General features: G+C 64.4%; 16 protein-coding genes and 1 tRNA gene. 13 read left to right on the forward strand and 4 right to left on the reverse strand.

Features of this window, described 5'->3' with window-relative positions; all coding sequences use genetic code 11:
* Window positions 1-64: 64 nt before the first annotated feature.
* The 3 genes from ACW17U_RS06505 to ACW17U_RS06515 all read left to right on the forward strand — a co-directional run bounded on the left by ACW17U_RS06505 (window position 65) and on the right by ACW17U_RS06515 (window position 956).
* Window positions 65-367, forward strand: coding sequence for an integration host factor subunit alpha (locus ACW17U_RS06505; protein ID WP_062146827.1), 303 nt, complete (start codon window positions 65-67; stop codon window positions 365-367).
* Window positions 368-378: 11 nt separating this feature from the next.
* Window positions 379-807 carry a MerR family transcriptional regulator gene (locus ACW17U_RS06510; RefSeq protein WP_062146825.1) on the forward strand — a complete coding sequence of 143 codons (429 nt, stop codon included), beginning with the start codon at window positions 379-381 and terminating at the stop codon, window positions 805-807.
* 72 nt (window positions 808-879) lie between these two features.
* Window positions 880-956: transfer RNA gene (locus tag ACW17U_RS06515), tRNA-Pro, on the forward strand.
* Window positions 957-1,027: 71 nt separating this feature from the next.
* Here ACW17U_RS06515 and ACW17U_RS06520 read toward each other — a convergent pair.
* Both ACW17U_RS06520 and ACW17U_RS06525 read right to left on the reverse strand, forming a co-directional pair.
* Window positions 1,028-1,255, reverse strand: coding sequence for a DUF2842 domain-containing protein (locus ACW17U_RS06520; RefSeq protein ID WP_062146824.1), 228 nt, complete (start codon window positions 1,253-1,255; stop codon window positions 1,028-1,030).
* Window positions 1,252-1,506, reverse strand: coding sequence for a GlsB/YeaQ/YmgE family stress response membrane protein (locus tag ACW17U_RS06525; RefSeq protein WP_062146822.1), 255 nt, complete (start codon window positions 1,504-1,506; stop codon window positions 1,252-1,254). The genes ACW17U_RS06520 and ACW17U_RS06525 overlap by 4 nt, the downstream gene beginning before the upstream one ends.
* A 146-nt stretch (window positions 1,507-1,652) precedes the next feature.
* Between ACW17U_RS06525 and ACW17U_RS06530 the strand changes: the two genes are divergently transcribed.
* Window positions 1,653-2,684: a COX15/CtaA family protein gene (locus ACW17U_RS06530; RefSeq protein WP_492055283.1), complete on the forward strand. Its 1,032-nt coding sequence runs from the start codon at window positions 1,653-1,655 to the stop codon at window positions 2,682-2,684.
* A gap of 46 nt (window positions 2,685-2,730) precedes the next feature.
* On the opposite strand, the gene ACW17U_RS06535 is transcribed toward ACW17U_RS06530, so the two are convergent.
* The gene (locus ACW17U_RS06535; protein ID WP_492055284.1) at window positions 2,731-4,134 is read right to left on the reverse strand and encodes an alkaline phosphatase PhoX; all 1,404 of its coding nucleotides are present in this window, start codon (window positions 4,132-4,134) and stop codon (window positions 2,731-2,733) included.
* A gap of 234 nt (window positions 4,135-4,368) precedes the next feature.
* Here ACW17U_RS06535 and rplM point away from each other — a divergent pair, with 234 nt between their 5' ends.
* From rplM to argC, 3 genes are all read left to right on the forward strand, one after another.
* Window positions 4,369-4,842, forward strand: a complete 474-nt coding sequence (gene rplM / locus ACW17U_RS06540) for a 50S ribosomal protein L13 (protein WP_062146814.1) — start codon at window positions 4,369-4,371, stop codon at window positions 4,840-4,842.
* 3 nt (window positions 4,843-4,845) lie between these two features.
* Window positions 4,846-5,319: a 30S ribosomal protein S9 gene (gene rpsI / locus ACW17U_RS06545; protein ID WP_062146811.1), complete on the forward strand. Its 474-nt coding sequence runs from the start codon at window positions 4,846-4,848 to the stop codon at window positions 5,317-5,319.
* A gap of 85 nt (window positions 5,320-5,404) precedes the next feature.
* The gene (argC, locus tag ACW17U_RS06550; protein WP_492055285.1) at window positions 5,405-6,352 is read left to right on the forward strand and encodes an N-acetyl-gamma-glutamyl-phosphate reductase; all 948 of its coding nucleotides are present in this window, start codon (window positions 5,405-5,407) and stop codon (window positions 6,350-6,352) included.
* A 163-nt stretch (window positions 6,353-6,515) separates the two neighbouring features.
* Here the strand turns inward: argC and ACW17U_RS06555 are convergent, their stop codons facing one another.
* The gene (locus tag ACW17U_RS06555; RefSeq protein ID WP_492055702.1) at window positions 6,516-8,303 is read right to left on the reverse strand and encodes a class I poly(R)-hydroxyalkanoic acid synthase; all 1,788 of its coding nucleotides are present in this window, start codon (window positions 8,301-8,303) and stop codon (window positions 6,516-6,518) included.
* A 291-nt stretch (window positions 8,304-8,594) separates the two neighbouring features.
* Between ACW17U_RS06555 and ACW17U_RS06560 the strand changes: the two genes are divergently transcribed.
* The 6 genes from ACW17U_RS06560 (at window position 8,595) to recJ (ending at window position 15,633) form a co-directional block, all read left to right on the forward strand.
* Window positions 8,595-9,038 (forward strand): hypothetical protein, encoded by a 444-nt coding sequence (locus tag ACW17U_RS06560; protein ID WP_492055286.1) that lies wholly within the window; start codon window positions 8,595-8,597, stop codon window positions 9,036-9,038.
* A gap of 109 nt (window positions 9,039-9,147) precedes the next feature.
* Window positions 9,148-10,368 (forward strand): LL-diaminopimelate aminotransferase, encoded by a 1,221-nt coding sequence (locus tag ACW17U_RS06565; RefSeq protein ID WP_492055287.1) that lies wholly within the window; start codon window positions 9,148-9,150, stop codon window positions 10,366-10,368.
* A gap of 28 nt (window positions 10,369-10,396) precedes the next feature.
* The gene (locus tag ACW17U_RS06570) at window positions 10,397-11,686 is read left to right on the forward strand and encodes a homoserine dehydrogenase (protein ID WP_492055288.1); all 1,290 of its coding nucleotides are present in this window, start codon (window positions 10,397-10,399) and stop codon (window positions 11,684-11,686) included.
* A 51-nt stretch (window positions 11,687-11,737) separates the two neighbouring features.
* A complete protein-coding gene (glpX, locus tag ACW17U_RS06575; protein WP_492055289.1) occupies window positions 11,738-12,691 on the forward strand; it encodes a class II fructose-bisphosphatase in 954 nt (317 codons plus the stop codon).
* Between the two features lie 64 nt (window positions 12,692-12,755).
* A complete protein-coding gene (locus ACW17U_RS06580; protein ID WP_492055290.1) occupies window positions 12,756-13,724 on the forward strand; it encodes a class 1 fructose-bisphosphatase in 969 nt (322 codons plus the stop codon).
* 100 nt (window positions 13,725-13,824) lie between these two features.
* Window positions 13,825-15,633, forward strand: coding sequence for a single-stranded-DNA-specific exonuclease RecJ (gene recJ, locus ACW17U_RS06585; protein ID WP_492055291.1), 1,809 nt, complete (start codon window positions 13,825-13,827; stop codon window positions 15,631-15,633).
* Window positions 15,634-15,728 lie beyond the last annotated feature (95 nt).

Consider the following 15,728-nt stretch of genomic DNA (forward strand, 5'->3'; position numbering starts at 1 on the left):
TGGTCCAAGTGTTTTCAATCTGGCACCGTGCATCACGGATCCGCCAAAGCGCGTAGGGGGCGTCATGAAGGGCGCGACATTGACCCGGGCCGACCTCTGCGAGGCTGTCCATGAGGAAGTGGGACTGACCCGACAGGATTGCGCCGGTCTGGTCGAACGTACTCTCGACCTTGTCGCTGAGGCGCTTGAGGGGGGCGAGACCGTCAAACTCTCCGGATTTGGCGTGTTCCAGGTTCGTGACAAGCGCGCTCGCATGGGCCGCAATCCCAAGACCGGGGAGCCCGCCGAGATCGAACCCCGTCGGGTTATCGGTTTCCGCGCCTCACAGGTCATGAAGGCGCGCATCGACCGCGCCCTGGGCGGCTAGGCACGCGCGCGGTGGCGAAGGGACCCAACGCCTTCCGCACGATCTCCGAAGCCGCAGACGAGCTGGGCGTGCCCCAGCATGTGTTGCGCTTCTGGGAAACCAAGTTCTCGTTCATTCGGCCCATGAAACGGGCTGGCGGGCGGCGTTTTTACCGTCCGCAGGACATTGCCGTTCTGAACGGCGTGCGCGTGCTGCTGCACGGCGAAGGCCTGACCATCAAGGGTGTGCAGAAACTGCATCGCGATCAGGGCCTGTCGCATGTGATCGCGGCGGGCCTCGGCTCCAACGGCTCGGCCAATCTCGACGCTGACGTCAGGCACTCCGTTGAAGGCGATGCGAGCCTGGACCTGGCTGGCGAGGCACGCGATCGTCTGACCTTTGCGCTGGGCGATCTGGAGGTCGTCAAGGCGCGCCTGGATGGGCTCCTCAGGCGTCTCTAGGCCACATCGAAAATCAGCCGGAATACCGGTTGCAGAGCTCTGGACCGGCGCCTATAAGAGCGCCTCTTCCGTCGGAGCGTGGCGCAGCCTGGTAGCGCACTTGACTGGGGGTCAAGGGGTCGCAGGTTCAAATCCTGTCGCTCCGACCATTTCCTCAGGGGAATAAACGGAAGAACGGAAAGGCCGCCCCAAGGGGCGGCCTTTTTCGGTTCAGGGCCTTTCAGCGGATGACGGGTTTGTCGGCCTTGCCCATCCACGACATCAGAGGCATCAGCGGCAGACCCCAGGCGAGGCCTATGACCGCGAAATAGATCAGATGCACCGCGCGATTGTCGGGCAGGAAGTCATAGAGCGTGGTGGCGATGGCCACATAGACGGCCAGAAAGACCATGATGCCAAGGGTGCCGATCAGCTTCCTCAGGCGGGCCGGAATGATTGGGGCGCTCAAGCGGTTCTCCGGAAAACGAGGCTGAGTACGGCCAGAAAGAGGATGGCTCCGACGCTGGCCACAAGGAGTCCACCCCAGAAGCCGGTGAACGGCAGGGCGAGGCGCTGGGCGATGAAGACGCCGATAAAGGCACCGATGACACCGATCAGCAGCTTGGCGAACAGCGAATGACGATGTCCCAGCACAATATCGGCGATCCAGCCGGCAAATATGCCGATCACCGCTGTGGCGAACACTCCAACACCGCTCATCAGGGCCTCCGTGCCGGACCCGTCGTCCGCGCGGCATCATCGCACGAAAATCCCTTAAGCGTCATCGGTCATGGACGGCAGACTGCAGCGGGAGTACGGGACGGCCGGTCGCATTTCGGCCCAGACTTATCGCTTTGTCCGGTAACATGACGTCATTCCTGCGCTCTGATCGTTCCCGCCCTGTCGCCATCTGGCTGTTCGTCGTGGCGGCGCTGGTTTTCTGCATGGTCGTTGTCGGTGGCGCGACGCGCCTGACCGATTCGGGCCTGTCGATTACCGAGTGGAAGCCGATCATGGGGGCATTTCCTCCGATGTCGGAGGCGGCCTGGCAGGCCAATTTCGAGCTCTACAAGGAAATTCCCCAGTACAAGCTGGTCAATGCGGGCATGAGCCTGGAAGCCTACAAGACTATCTTCTGGTGGGAATGGGGGCACCGGCTCCTGGGCCGTCTGATCGGCGCTGCTTTCGCCATTCCCTTCGCCTTCTTTCTGATCCGCGGCATGATCCCCCGACGCCTGATCTGGCGGTGCGGGGCCCTGCTACTGCTGGGCGGGCTGCAGGGGTTGGTCGGCTGGTGGATGGTCTCAAGTGGGCTGTCCGAGCGGGTCTCCGTCGCGCCCGAGCGGCTGATGACCCATCTGGGCCTGGCCCTGGCGCTGTTCATCGTGCTGGTCTGGACGGCCCTTGATGCCTGGGCTGGTTCGCCCCGTATTGAGGAACGATCACCCTGGCGTGGCTGGGCCCTGGCCTTTCTCGGGGCGGTGTTCTTTCAGAGCCTGTTGGGGGCTCTGGTGGCCGGTAATGATGCGGGCCTCGTCTATAACGACTGGCCTCTGATGAATGGCCACTTCTGGCCTGATGCCTATTTGGGCAAGGGGCTTTGGGGCACGCTGGCCCATAGCCAGGGCGCAGTGCAGCTGCACCACAGGCTGGTCGCCTATGGCCTGTTCGCAGCGGGGATCGCCCTTGGTGTGATGACCTACCGCGCGCGCCATCTGCCCCGCGAAGCTAAGGTTGCAGGGCTTGCCGTTGCCGTCGTCGTCGCCCTTCAGGCTGGGCTCGGCGTCTGGACCCTGATGGCCCAGGTGCCGCTGGCCCTCGGCGTCCTGCATCAGGCGGGGGCAGCGGTGCTGCTGGCGGTCGCCACGACCTTCGCCTGGCGCGTGCGGCGGCCCTAGGGCTTTTCCCGTCTAGATGGTGCCATCTAAACGGGATGAGCAGTTCCTAGGCCTTCAGGCTCGACCAGGGCCCCGTGATGGCCAGGGTCATGCCTGGCCACTGCACATTGACGAATAGCGTCTGGCCATCCGGCGAGAAGCAGGCCCCTGCGAACTCGGCGTTTCCTCTGAAGACGTTGCGCGCCAGGGTGTAGACCTTGCCAGCGGGTGTCACGCCCCGGATGTGGTTGGGCTTGAGGTCCGAGTAGCGGTCCTCGCAGACCAGGATATGGCCCAGCGGCGAGATCGTGATGTTGTCCGCATAGTCGAGAACGTTCTCGTTCTTGCTCTCGACGAAGAGCTGCAGGCGACCGGGTTGGTCGGTCTCTCCGGCCTGGCCTTCCTGAGCGCTGGGGACGTAGCGGAAAATCTGGCCCGCTCCCACTGCGCCGCCCGAGGTGGCCGTAAAATAGAGTTCGCCCTTGCCCCACCAAAGACCTTCACCTCGTGCGAAGAAGGCAGCGCCCTTGGCGTGCCCGCGCAGGCGCAGGTCATCATAGGGATTGTCGACACCGTCCAGGTCGATCCAGCGCGCCTGGGTCCAGGAACCGGGCTTGAGGTTGTCCTCGCCCTCCTGATTGCGGGTATCGGCATCCTCGGTCACGCCAACCAGGCCGAGGGCCTGAAGTCGGCCGCCCGCCGCGAGGTTGCGACGATCGTTCGGCAGATAGCGATAGAACAGGCCGTCCTGCAGGTCCTCGGTCATGTAAACGATCCCGGTGCGGGGATCGATACAGGCGGCTTCGTGCTTGAAGCGGCCCATGGCTTTCAGCGGAACGGGATCGACCAGACCCTTGGCGCTGCTGGGAACCTCGAAGACGAAGCCATGATCCTTGCCGACCTCGAGTCCGGCGGACAGGGTCGTCTCCTCGCACGTCAGCCAGGAGCCCCAGGGCGTCACGCCTCCAGCGCAATTGACAGCGGTACCGGCCAGGCTGAGGTGCTGGCTCACCACTTGGCCACTGCGGGGGTCGTAGATCATCGTGGTCGTGCCGCCAGATAGCGGGATGCCGGTATCGCTGAAATCATAGGCGCGGTCCTTGGGCAGGCGGTCCGCCAGACGGGCCCCCAGTCCAAAGGCGCTGTAGTCAAAGGCCAGAGGGCCCAGTTCGTGATTGCGAACCAGGGCGAGTTTGCCGTCGCCGGCGTCGAAACAGCCCATGCCGTCAAAGGCACCAGGAACCAGAAAGCCGTCCGCCATGGTCTCGCCGGCCTGGCTGATGACCCGGTAGGAGAAGCCGGCAGGCAGTTCCAGCATGCCCTTGGGGTCCGGCCGCAGCGGTCCGTAGCCTTCAACCTCGTTGATATAGGCATAGTCCTGGGCCTCGTCGCCCTGGGCCCGGGCCTGGAAGGCGGTGAATGCCAGGCTGGTTGTGGCAGAGGCCATGAAGGCGCGACGGGAGAAGGTCATGTCTGGAGACTCCGGGCTATCCACGGCCTATGCCTGCCTTGCATGACGAGGCGATGACGTTCAAGGTTGAGGTATTATGATACCTCACGCAACAAACCCTTATACTGCAAGGGTTTGGCGAGTTTCTGGTGTGCACATTGTTGACAGGTCGCGAACCCTCCTGTACCAGCCGCCCCTCACGCAGACGGAGCCGTTCCTTTGGCCCCTGACGCACAAGGAATACGGATCAATCCCATGCAAAAGACCACGGCTTCCCTGAAGCCCGCCGAGGTCGAGAAGAAGTGGATCGTGGTCGACGCCCAGGACGCCGTTGTCGGTCGTCTGGCGACGTTCATCGCCATGCGTCTTCGCGGCAAGCATCGTCCCGACTACACCCCGAACGTTGACTGCGGCGACTTCGTCGTCGTGATCAACGCCGACAAGGTGAAGTTCACCGGCAAGAAGATGGACGACAAGGTTTACTACCGCCACACCGGTCACCCGGGCGGCGTGAAGTCGACCACCCCGCGCAAGCTGCTGGAAGGCCGCTTCCCGGAGCGCGTCCTCGAAAAGGCCGTCGAGCGCATGCTGCCCAAGGAGAGCCCCCTGGCTCGCAAGCAGCTGACGCACCTGCTCATCTACAACAACGGTGAGCACCCGCACCAAGCGCAGAGCCCGGAAGCGATCGATTTCGCTGCGCGCAACGCCAAAAACACCCGGAGCGCCTAAGTCATGTCTGAAGCTCAAGGCTTTGACGCGCTGGCCAGCCTGTCCAGCAACCCCGAAGCGGCCGCTCCGGCCGTCCAGAAGATCGACGCTCAAGGCCGCGCCTACGCGACCGGCAAGCGCAAGAACGCGATCGCTCGCGTCTGGATCAAGCCCGGCAAGGGCACCATCACCATCAACGGCCGCGACCAGGCGATCTACTTCGCCCGTCCGGTTCTGCGCATGATGATCGCTCAGCCTCTGCAGGTCACCGACCGCGAAGGCCAGTTCGACATCGTTGTCACCGTTGAAGGTTCGGGCCTGTCGGGCCAGGCCGGCGCCGTGCGCCATGGCCTGTCCAAGGCCCTGACCTATTATGAACCCGCGCTGCGCCCCGTCCTGAAGCCGCACGGCTTCCTGACGCGCGACAGCCGCGTCGTCGAGCGCAAGAAGTACGGCAAGGCCAAGGCCCGCCGCAGCTTCCAGTTCTCGAAGCGCTAAGCGCGGTTCTACGCGTTTGGAATGGGGCGCTTCGGGAAACCGAAGCGCCCTTTTTCTTGGCCCCTTGCCTGGATTGGAGGTCACCATGGCCCCGAAGGTCTTCATTGATGGCGAAGCTGGCACTACCGGCCTGCAGATCCGCGAACGCCTGATCGGTCGCACAGACCTGCAGCTGATTTCGATCGATCCCGACAAGCGCAAGGACCCCGCTACCCGCGCCGAGATGCTGAACAGTGCTGACGCGGTGATCCTCTGTTTGCCGGATGAGGCGTCGAAGGAGGCGGTCAGCCTGATCGAGAACCCGTCGGTCAAGGTGATCGATGCATCGACCGCCTTCCGGACAGCCGAAGACTGGGCCTATGGCTTTGCGGAACTCGACCGGCGCCAGCGCGGCAGGATCGCAGCCGCAACCCGAATTTCAAATCCCGGGTGCTACGCGACCGGTGCCATCGCCCTGGCCAGGCCCCTGGTTTCGGCGGGTATCCTGCCCGCCGACCTGCCGGTCTCCTTCAACGCCGTCTCCGGCTACACGGGCGGCGGCAAGGCGATGATCGCCGAGTTCGAGGACGAGACGGCGGCCAACTTCACCAAGGTCCCTTATCGGATCTACGCCATGGGCCTGTCGCACAAGCACGTGCCCGAGATTCAGAAGCACAGCGGCCTGCTGACCCGGCCGATCTTCACGCCCGCCGTTGGGCGATATGCCCAGGGCATGCTGGTCGAGCTGCCCCTGCATCTGGCGACCCTCGATGATGGTCGATCGCTGGGTGAGATCCACGCCGCCTTCGCTGCCCACTACAAGGGCGAGCGGTTCGTTCAGGTTGCGTCCCTGGACGAGGCCAAGGGTCTGACGACTCTGGATCCCGAAGGCCTGAACGGCTCAAATCGCCTGAAGATCTTTGTGTTTGGCTCTGACACCAGTGGTCAGGCTCGCTTGGTGGCCCTGCTCGACAACCTGGGTAAGGGGGCCTCCGGCGCTGCGGTGCAGAACCTCAACCTGGCCCTGGGTCTCCAAGAAGCCGCAGGGCTGTAATTATCTGCCCGGCGGGGTGGCTGCCGCCAGAGTCCCTTGTTCGCCCCGCTCGGCTATCCCTGACCCTCTATTCCGCGCGGCGCAGGTTTCGAGAGGCCTGCCAGTCTGAAGTTATGCGGTACGGGCCAGACGCGCTCTGGCCCGTACCGCCATCGCCTGACGATCAGGCGTCAGACCGCACGCGCACATAGCTCCCTGGGGCGTCTTCGATCGGCTTGAGCTTGCCCTTGGCCGGGTCGCGGGCCGGGACCAGGGGGCCTGACTTGGCGCGCAGCCACTCGGCCCAGTGCGGCCACCAGGACCCCGGATGCTCCTGCGCTCCGGAAATCCAGCCCTCGACCGAGCAGGGCAGGCTGTTATTGGTCCAGTGCTGGTACTTCTTGGCGTCAGGATGGTTGATCACGCCGGCGATGTGGCCCGAGCCCGCCATGGTGAAGGTGACCGGCCCGCCGAAGGCCCTGGCACCGCGATAGACGCTGCGATAGGGCGCGATATGGTCGTCCTTGGACGACTGGACATAGATCGGTGTCTTGACCTTGGAGAGGTCCAGCTTGACCCCGCCCAGGGTCAGTTCGCCGAGGGCCAGGGCGTTGTCCTTGTAGAAGTTGCGCAGGTAGAACATGTGCAGCGACTTGGGCATACGGGTCTGGTCGGCATTCCAGAACAGCAGGTCGAAGGGGCGTGGCTCCTTGCCCATCAGATAGTTGCTGATGAAGAAGGACCAGATCAGGTCATTCCCGCGCAAGGCGTTGAAGGTGTCGGCCATGGACTGGCTGGGCAGGAAGCCGCCCGTTGCATCCATTTGCTGCTCGATCGACTGCAGCCACTCCTCATTGGTGAACAGCAGAAGATCGCCTGCCTCGGCGAAATCCTGTTGGGCCGCAAAGAAGGTGGCCGAATTGATCCGCTCGTCGCCCTTGGCCGCCAGGTGGGCGAGGGCGCAGGAGAGCAGGGTGCCGCCAATGCAGTAGCCGACGGTATTGACCCGATCGACACCCGTCTGGGTCATGACCTGCTGGGTGGCGTCGTAGATGCCTTCAAAAAGGTAATCCTCGAAGGTCTTGGCCGCGAGGCGCGCGTCAGGATTGACCCATGAGGCGACAAACACCGTAAAGCCCTGGCTGCTCAGCCAGCGGATCATCGAGTTCTCCGGCCGCAGGTCCATGATGTAGAACTTGTTGATCCAGGGCGGGAAGATCAGCAGTGGGATTTCGTGAACCTGGTCCGTGGTCGCATCGAACTGCAGAAGCTGCAGGATGTCGTTCTGGTAGATCACCTTTCCGGGAGCCGTGGCGACGTTCTCGCCGACCTTGAACTTCTCCAGGTCCGTCTGGCTGATGGCCAGTTGGCCGCCGCCTCGATCGAGGTCCGCCGCGAAGTTTTCCATGCCCCGCACCAGGCTTTCGCCGTTGGTTTGCATGACTTCACGCAGGGCGGCGGGGTTGGAGATCAGGAAATTCGACGGCGAGAAGGCGTCCGTCAGCATCTTGGTGAAGAACTCGACCCGGCGCTTTGAGGCGGGGTCCACGCCGTCAACCTCGGACACCAGGCCGTTCAGCCAGTTCGAGGTCAGCAGATAGGACTGCTTCATCATGTCGAACATGGGATTTGCGGCCCAGTCAGGATCATTGAAGCGCTTGTCCCCGCTGGCCGGTGCCACGACCGGCTGGGTGTCTTCGCCGGCGGCGCGGCGGGCGGCGGACTGCCAAAGGTCCATGTAGCGGCTGAAGAGGTCTGCCTGGGCCCTCAGCATGCGGTCGGGTTGGGCGGCGAGCCGTGACATGACTTCGTTCATGGCCGGGGCCACGTGGAAGGGATCGGCATTGAGGGCGGCAGGGCGATCGGCCTGTCTCAGGGCCGCTTCGGCTATGGCCCCCTGGGCCGTGACGGCCGCGCGGGCCAGATTGGCCGACAGGGTTTCGAGCATGTTCCGCTGGTCGGGCGACATCATCGCCTCAAAACCCTGAAATTGCGCTGCGCCGGCGGAAGCCGCTGCGGCAAAGGGCGATTCGCGGCCGGGCGTAGCCGCCTCAGGCGGCACCTCCGACGGCTTGGGCTTTGCCGCAGGCTTGGGTTTGGAATCGGCCGGTTTCGCCTTGGCTGCAGAGGCCTTGCGCGGCTTTGCAGGTGTTTTCGCCGTAGCCATGCTGGTTCTTCCCGCTGCTTTTCTCGCCGTTTGGTCAGCGACCTGACGCGCTCGGCCTTTTGTTCGTCGCGATCATCGCATAAGACCGGAGACAAGATGAACGGCGCAACAGGCAAAATCGTACGTCCCGGCGTGCTTATCGCTCTCACGGCACTCGCCGTGTCGGGCTGCGCCTCGCCGTTCAAGACTGCCACGATCGATCCGACCTCGCCGGTCGCGGAGGCGACCCGTGTTGCGGCCGGCCAAAAGGGCCGCCGTCCGACCTTCGCTGAGATCCCGGCTGTGCCGACTGACGTCCGTGGGCCGGCTCGGATCAAGGCCGTTATTGAGGGCGAGCAGCGCGCTGCCGCCAAGCTGCGCCGCGACGCTGCACCGGAAACCTTCAAGCTCAAAGACACCGAAGCCTATGCTGCTCAGGCGCGCGCGTCGGCCAAGGCACCGGACTTTGCTGCGCCCACCGAGGCTGACCGTGCTGAGACGGAAGCCTTCGCGGCTGCCGCCCGTGGCCGAGCTAGCGCGCCTTCGTCGCAGCCCAAATAGGCCGACGAAGGCATAATCTTCCTTGAACCGGCTTGGCGCGACCCTGTTCGGGGTCTATCCATGCTCGACCTTTGCTCCCGACGCGCCGGAGCGGCGCATTGAGCCAGACATGACCACCGATTTTCACCGTATTCGTCGCCTGCCTCCCTACGTCTTTGAAGAGGTCAACAAGATCAAGGCGCGCCTTCGCGCCGAGGGAACCGACATCATCGACTTTGGCATGGGCAATCCCGACATGCCGACCCCGAAGCACATCGTCGACAAGCTGATCGAAACGGCCCGCGATCCCAAGGCTGGTCGCTACTCCGCCTCCAAGGGCATCCCGGGCCTGCGCCGGGCCATGGCCGGATACTATGACCGCCGCTTTGGCGTGAAGCTGAACCCCGACACCGAGGTGATCTCGACGCTCGGTTCGAAGGAGGGCTTTGCCAACCTCGCCCAAGCCCTGACTGCGCCGGGCGATGTCATTATCTGCCCGAACCCTGCCTATCCGATCCATGCCTTCGGCTTCATCATGGCGGGCGGCGTTATCCGTCACGTGCCCGCCCTGACGCCTGAGGATTATCTGTCCAACATCAGTCGGGCGGTGAAGCATTCCGTGCCGCCGCCCAGCGTGCTCATCCTGTCCTACCCCTCCAATCCGACGGCCCAGTCGGTGGATCTGGATTTCTACAAGGATGCCGTGGCCCTGGCCAAGAAGCACGACCTGCTGGTGATCAGCGACGTGGCCTATGGCGAGATCTATTTCGAGAATAATCCGCCGCCGTCGATCCTGCAGGTCAACGGGGCCAAGGACATCGCTGTTGAAGTCAATTCGCTGTCCAAGACCTATGCCATGGCCGGCTGGCGCGTGGGCATGGTGGTGGGCAATGCCCGGATCTGTGCCGCCCTGGCCCGGGTGAAGTCCTATCTGGACTATGGGGCCTATACCCCGGTGCAGGTGGCGGCCGCGGCGGCGCTCAATGGGCCGCAGGACTGCGTCGACGAGATCCGCGGGATCTACAAGGGCCGGCGCGACGCCCTGGTGTCATCCATGGCGCGCGCGGGCTGGGATATCCCCAATCCCCCAGCGTCGATGTTCGCCTGGGCCAAGATCCCAGAAGCCTATCGCGAAGCCGGCTCCATGGTGTTCTCGAAGCTGCTGATCGAGGAGGCCGGCGTTGCCGTGGCCCCGGGCGTCGGCTTTGGTGAGTACGGCGAGGGCTATGTCCGTATCGGACTGGTCGAAAATGAGCATCGCATTCGGCAGGCGGCCCGGAACGTGAAGAAATTCATCACCAATGCCGACGCCATCCTGGCTAAGCACCATAATTCGGTGGAGCCGGCCTAAGGCCCGGCTTCACGTTTAGGATCCCACGATGACGAACAAAACCTGGCGTGTCGGCGTCGCCGGCCTCGGCACGGTGGGCGGTGGCCTTCTGCAGTTCCTGGCCGACCGACCTGACTTTGCACCGGCCGGAGACCGCGCCGTCGTCACGGCCGTTTCGGCGCGCTCGAAGTCGCGGCCCCGCACGATCGACATCTCGGGCCTGACCTGGTTCGACGATCCTGTGGCCCTGGCCGGTTCGTCCGACATCGACCTTTTTGTCGAACTGGTCGGTGGTTCGGATGGCCCGGCCAAGGCCGCTGTGGAAACGGCGCTGAAGGCAGGCAAGCCGGTCGTCACGGCCAATAAGGCGCTGATCGCCGAGCACGGCGCCGAACTGGCCGCCCTGGCTGAGGCCCGGGGCGTGCCGCTGATGTTCGAGGCCGCCGTGATGGGGGGGGTGCCCGCCGTCAAGATCATGCGCGAGGCCCTGGTCGGGGACGACATCGATTCCGTGGCCGGCATCCTCAACGGCACGTGCAATTTCATCCTGAGCGAGATGGAAAAGACCGGTCGCTCGTTCGCTGATGTCCTGCGCGAGGCCCAGGCCCTGGGTTATGCCGAGGCTGACCCGACCATGGATGTCGGCGGCTTCGACGCCGGTCACAAGATCAGCATTCTCGCCGCCCTGGCCTTTGGTTGCGCGCCCAATTTCGCCGCCGCCGAGATCGAGGGCATCTCGAATGTCGAGTTGCTGGATATCAAGCTGGCCAAGGATCTTGGCTATCGGATCAAGCTCGTCGCCTCGGCCTCGCGCACGGATCATGGCGTTGCGGTCAAGGTGCATCCGTCCCTGGCCCCGCTGGATCACCCCCTGGCCCAGGCCGGCGGGGCGCTCAATGCGCTGTTCATCGAGGGCCGTCGCGTCGGACGCATCTTCGTGCAGGGCCCGGGAGCGGGGGCGGGACCGACCGCTGCCGCCGTTGCCGCCGACATCGCCGACGTCATGACGGGGGCCGTCCGTCCGGTGTTCCAGGCACCAGCGGGCGAACTCAAGCCCTTCATCGCTGTTGATCCTAGTCGCACCGTGGGCAAGGCCTATCTGCGGATCATGGTCCGGGACGAGCCGGGGGCCATTGCCGCCATCTCGGAAACCCTCGCCGAGTGCGGCGTGTCGATCGACAGCTTCCTGCAGAAGCCTGTCGAAGGAGCGGGTGGGGTCCCGATCGTGCTCGTTACCCATGCGACTCCCGAATCCAATCTGCTGGATGCGATTAGCCGCATCGAAAAGCTGCACGCCGTGCTAGAGCGTCCGCGCCTTTTGCGCGTTGCGCGCATCTGAGAACCGCGAAAAGCGGCCGAGAATTAGCCTTTTTAAGGCTGGGAGATGCTGATGAGTTCGAACACCCTGGACCGGTCGCTGGTCCTGGACGCGGTCCGCGTTACCGAAGCCGCCGCCATCGCATCCTGGACCAATGTCGGACGCGGCGACGAGATTGCTGCCGACCAGGCCGCTGTCGACGCCATGCGCAACGCCCTGAACGAACTGGCCATCGACGGCGAGATCGTGATCGGCGAGGGCGAACGCGACGAAGCGCCCATGCTCTATATCGGTGAGAAGGTCGGCACCGGCAAAGGGCCGGCCATCGATATCGCCCTCGACCCGCTGGAAGGGACGACCCTCGCCGCCAAGGCCATGCCCAATGCCCTGGCCGTCATGGCCTGGGCCCCCAAGGGCACGCTGCTGAATGCGCCCGACACCTATATGGACAAGATCGCCTGTGGGCCCGGGCTTCCCGCCGGGGTGATCGATCTGGACCGCACGCCGGCCGAGAACGTGCTGGCCCTTGCCGCAGCCAAGGGTGTCGACCCCTCGCACATTACGGTCTGCGTGCTGGACCGCCCGCGCCATGCCGAAATCATTGCCAGTGTCCGCTCGGTCGGAGCGCGGGTCTATCTGATAACGGACGGCGATGTCGCCGGCGTGATCAATACGACGGACCCTTCAACGGGGATTGATCTCTATGTCGGGTCCGGTGGCGCGCCCGAGGGCGTACTGGCCTGTGCGGCCCTCAAATGCGTCGGAGGCCAGTTCCAGGGACGGCTGCTGTTCCGGAATGCGGACGAACGTGCCCGCGCCGCCAAGTGGGGCATTACCGAACTCGACCGGAAATATGACCTGCACGACATCGTCCGCGCCGATGCCATTTTCGCTGCGACCGGAGTGACCTGGGGAAATCTTCTCGAGGGCGTTGTCTACAAGGATGGCTTTGTCCACACCCATACCCTGGTGATGAATTCCTCGACGGGCACTGTCCGGGAAGTGCGGATGAAGCGCAAAGCCTAGGCTTGGGTCTGAACGGGGCATCGGCTAAAGGTCTCGCCCTGCACCTCAACCCCGGGATTTCCAGATGACCACCCTGATCGACCTCGCCGGCCATCTCGCCGCCGAGCAGGCCGCCGACGAAGCGGTCAAGGACGTGGTCGCTGTGATCGCCGCCGCCTGTGTCCAGATCAGCAGGGTCGTGGCCTCCGGTGCCATCTCCGGCAGCCTGGGTGCGGCCGGACAGATCAATGTCCAGGATGAAGAGCAAAAGAAGCTCGACATCATCACCAACGATATCCTGCGCGAGGCGCTGAAAGCCTGTCCCGCCGTCGCGGGCCTGGCGTCGGAGGAGCTGGAGGCGATCGAGACCGCCAGCCGCAAGGGTGGCTTCCTGGTGACATTCGACCCGCTGGACGGCTCCAGCAATATCGACGTCAATGTCTCGGTCGGAACGATCTTCTCGATCCTGCCAGCACCGGGCGACCGGGAGCCGACCGAGCAGGACTTCCTGCTACCGGGCCGCCAGCAGGTGGCGGCCGGCTATGTGGTCTATGGGCCCCAGACCATGCTGGTCCTGACCCTGTCCAGGGGCGTGTTTGGCTTTACCCTGAGCGCGGACAGTACCTGGCTCATGACCCATGACGCCGTGGCGATCAGCCCCGAGACGGCGGAGTTTGCGATCAATATGTCCAACCAGCGCCACTGGGCTGAGCCGGTGAGGCGCTATATCGACGGCTGCCTGCAGGGCAAGGACGGCCCGCGCGGCAAGAACTTCAACATGCGCTGGGTCGCCTCCATGGTGGCCGACGTCCACCGTATCCTGATGCGGGGCGGCATCTTCATGTATCCGTGGGATGCTCGCGAGCCCGACAAGCCGGGCAAGCTGCGACTGCTCTACGAGGCCAATCCCATGGCCCTGATTGTCGAGCGCGCGGGCGGCAAGGCCACTGACGGCCAGACGGCGATCCTCGATCTGCAACCGACCAAGCTGCATCAGCGCGTGCCGGTCGTGCTGGGCTCGGCCAATGAGGTGGATCGCGTTTCGGCCGCCTAGGTGTCCCCCGGCTGATCTCAGCCGGGCGCATGGAGCGAATCCCGGGAAGCGGCTAGGCTGACCTCATGGCCAAAGCACTACGATCCAGGGTCGACTAGCGATGGCCGATGGTCATGATTCCGTCGAAGACAATGCCTTCCTCGGCGTCTCGCGGTCGCTGAGTGGCCGCGCCTGGCGCGAGCGTCCGGCCGATCCGGCGGTGGCGCGCAGCCATCAGCAGGTCCATGGTCTTTCCGAGCCCCTGGCCCGCGCCCTGGCTGCTCGCGGTGTGGATGTCGACGGGGCAGAAGACTTTCTGCGACCGACCCTGCGGGCCCTGTTCCCCGATCCCTCCCTCTTTACGGACATGGACCGGGCCGCGGAGATCCTGATTGACGCTCTGGAAGCCGGTCGGCCGACCATGGTTTTTGCCGATTACGATGTCGACGGTGCCACCAGCGCCGCCCAGCTGGTCCGCTGGTTTCGACATATGGGCGTCGAGCTGCCGATCTATATTCCCGATCGTCTGACCGAGGGCTATGGCCCCAGTCCGGCCGCCTTCAAGACCATCCGCGAGACCGGAGCCGAACTGGTCGTGACTCTGGACTGTGGCGCGGCGGCCTATGACGCCATTGCCAGTGCCGCCACCATCGGCCTCGAAGTGGTGGTTATTGACCACCACCTGATGCGCGAAGACCCCCCTGCTGCGGCCGCCGTGGTCAATCCCAATCGTCCGGGTTGTCAGAGCGGGCAGGGGGTTCTGGCCGCCGCCGGCGTGACCTTCGTGCTGCTTGCCGCCCTCAATCGCGAGGCCCGCAAGCGCGGTCTGTTCAGCGAAGAGAGACCCCAGCCCGACCCTCGCCAATGGCTCGACCTGGTGGCCATGGGCGAGGTCTGTGATGTCACCCAACTGGTCGGCTTCAACCGTGCTCTGACGACCCTTGGTCTTCGGGCCATGTCCAGTTGGGGCAACCCCGGCCTCAAGGCCCTGTTCGAGGTCGGCAAGGGCTCTGGGCCGGCATCGGTATTCCATGCCGGTTTCATTCTGGGCCCTCGCATCAATGCCGGCGGCAGGATCGGCCGATCCGACCTCGGCGCGCGCCTGTTGTCGACGGATGATCCTGAAGAAGCTCGGATGCTGGCCGAGGAGCTCGATGCCCTCAATACCGAGCGCAAGGCGGTCGAGGCCTCCGTGGTCGAGGAGGCCGCCGCAGTTCTGGAACGTGGCAGCAACTTCAATCCCGACGCGCCGGTCATCGTTGTGGCCGGTGAGGGGTGGCATCCCGGGGTGATCGGCATTGTCGCCGGCCGCCTTCGCGAACGCTATCGCAAGCCCGTGGTGGTGATCGGCATCGACCGTGCCGCCAATGTCGGCAAGGGCTCGGGCCGTTCGCAGCCCGGCGTCAATCTGGGCGCCGCCATCCAGGCCGCATTCGAACAGGGCCTGCTGATGTCAGGCGGTGGACATGCCATGGCCGCCGGACTGTCGATTCGGCCGGACTCCATCCCGGAACTACGCGCTTTTCTGGAGGAGCGGCTGGCGGGCGAGATGGAGGCCGTTGGCCCTGAGGCCGTCGAGATTGATGCCCTGGTTCAGCCGCGCGGGGCAGACCGGGCGCTCTATGAGGATTTTCAGCGTCTGGCGCCGTTCGGACCCGGCAATCCCGAGCCGATGTTCGCCCTGACGGGGGTCCGCGCCGACCGGGTGATGGCGCTGAAGGGAGGGCACGTGAAGCTGGATCTGGTCGGCCCGACCGGCGAGCGTCTAAAGGCGATTTCCTGGCGCAGTGCGGAAACGGATCTTGGCCGCCGACTCCTGTCGGGCGGCGGCGTGCTCCACGTCGCGGGCAAGCTGAAGCCGGATGACTATAATGGCCGCAATGGCGTCCAGCTGGAGATCGAGGACGCCGCCGACCCGCGCGCCGTTTGATTTTCATCAGCAATTTGGGTCGCCTGTGGGTGAACGGAAAAAATGCTCCCCTGCGGCTTGCGCACCCCAAACGGCGCGGCTATACACCCGCTTCC

The organism is Caulobacter sp. AVps16, assembly GCF_058681455.1.

What these genes read in the sequence shown, in the direction of transcription:
- ACW17U_RS06505 (WP_062146827.1), top strand. Translation starts at nt 65, where the DNA reads ATGAAGGGCGCGACATTGACCCGGGCCGACCTCTGCGAGGCTGTCCAT.
- ACW17U_RS06525 (WP_062146822.1), bottom strand. Translation starts at nt 1,506, where the DNA reads ATGAGCGGTGTTGGAGTGTTCGCCACAGCGGTGATCGGCATATTTGCC.
- ACW17U_RS06530 (WP_492055283.1), top strand. Translation starts at nt 1,653, where the DNA reads ATGACGTCATTCCTGCGCTCTGATCGTTCCCGCCCTGTCGCCATCTGG.
- ACW17U_RS06535 (WP_492055284.1), bottom strand. Translation starts at nt 4,134, where the DNA reads ATGACCTTCTCCCGTCGCGCCTTCATGGCCTCTGCCACAACCAGCCTG.
- rplM (WP_062146814.1), top strand. Translation starts at nt 4,369, where the DNA reads ATGCAAAAGACCACGGCTTCCCTGAAGCCCGCCGAGGTCGAGAAGAAG.
- rpsI (WP_062146811.1), top strand. Translation starts at nt 4,846, where the DNA reads ATGTCTGAAGCTCAAGGCTTTGACGCGCTGGCCAGCCTGTCCAGCAAC.
- argC (WP_492055285.1), top strand. Translation starts at nt 5,405, where the DNA reads ATGGCCCCGAAGGTCTTCATTGATGGCGAAGCTGGCACTACCGGCCTG.
- ACW17U_RS06555 (WP_492055702.1), bottom strand. Translation starts at nt 8,303, where the DNA reads ATGATGTCGCCCGACCAGCGGAACATGCTCGAAACCCTGTCGGCCAAT.
- ACW17U_RS06560 (WP_492055286.1), top strand. Translation starts at nt 8,595, where the DNA reads ATGAACGGCGCAACAGGCAAAATCGTACGTCCCGGCGTGCTTATCGCT.
- ACW17U_RS06565 (WP_492055287.1), top strand. Translation starts at nt 9,148, where the DNA reads ATGACCACCGATTTTCACCGTATTCGTCGCCTGCCTCCCTACGTCTTT.
- ACW17U_RS06570 (WP_492055288.1), top strand. Translation starts at nt 10,397, where the DNA reads ATGACGAACAAAACCTGGCGTGTCGGCGTCGCCGGCCTCGGCACGGTG.
- glpX (WP_492055289.1), top strand. Translation starts at nt 11,738, where the DNA reads ATGAGTTCGAACACCCTGGACCGGTCGCTGGTCCTGGACGCGGTCCGC.
- ACW17U_RS06580 (WP_492055290.1), top strand. Translation starts at nt 12,756, where the DNA reads ATGACCACCCTGATCGACCTCGCCGGCCATCTCGCCGCCGAGCAGGCC.
- recJ (WP_492055291.1), top strand. Translation starts at nt 13,825, where the DNA reads ATGGCCGATGGTCATGATTCCGTCGAAGACAATGCCTTCCTCGGCGTC.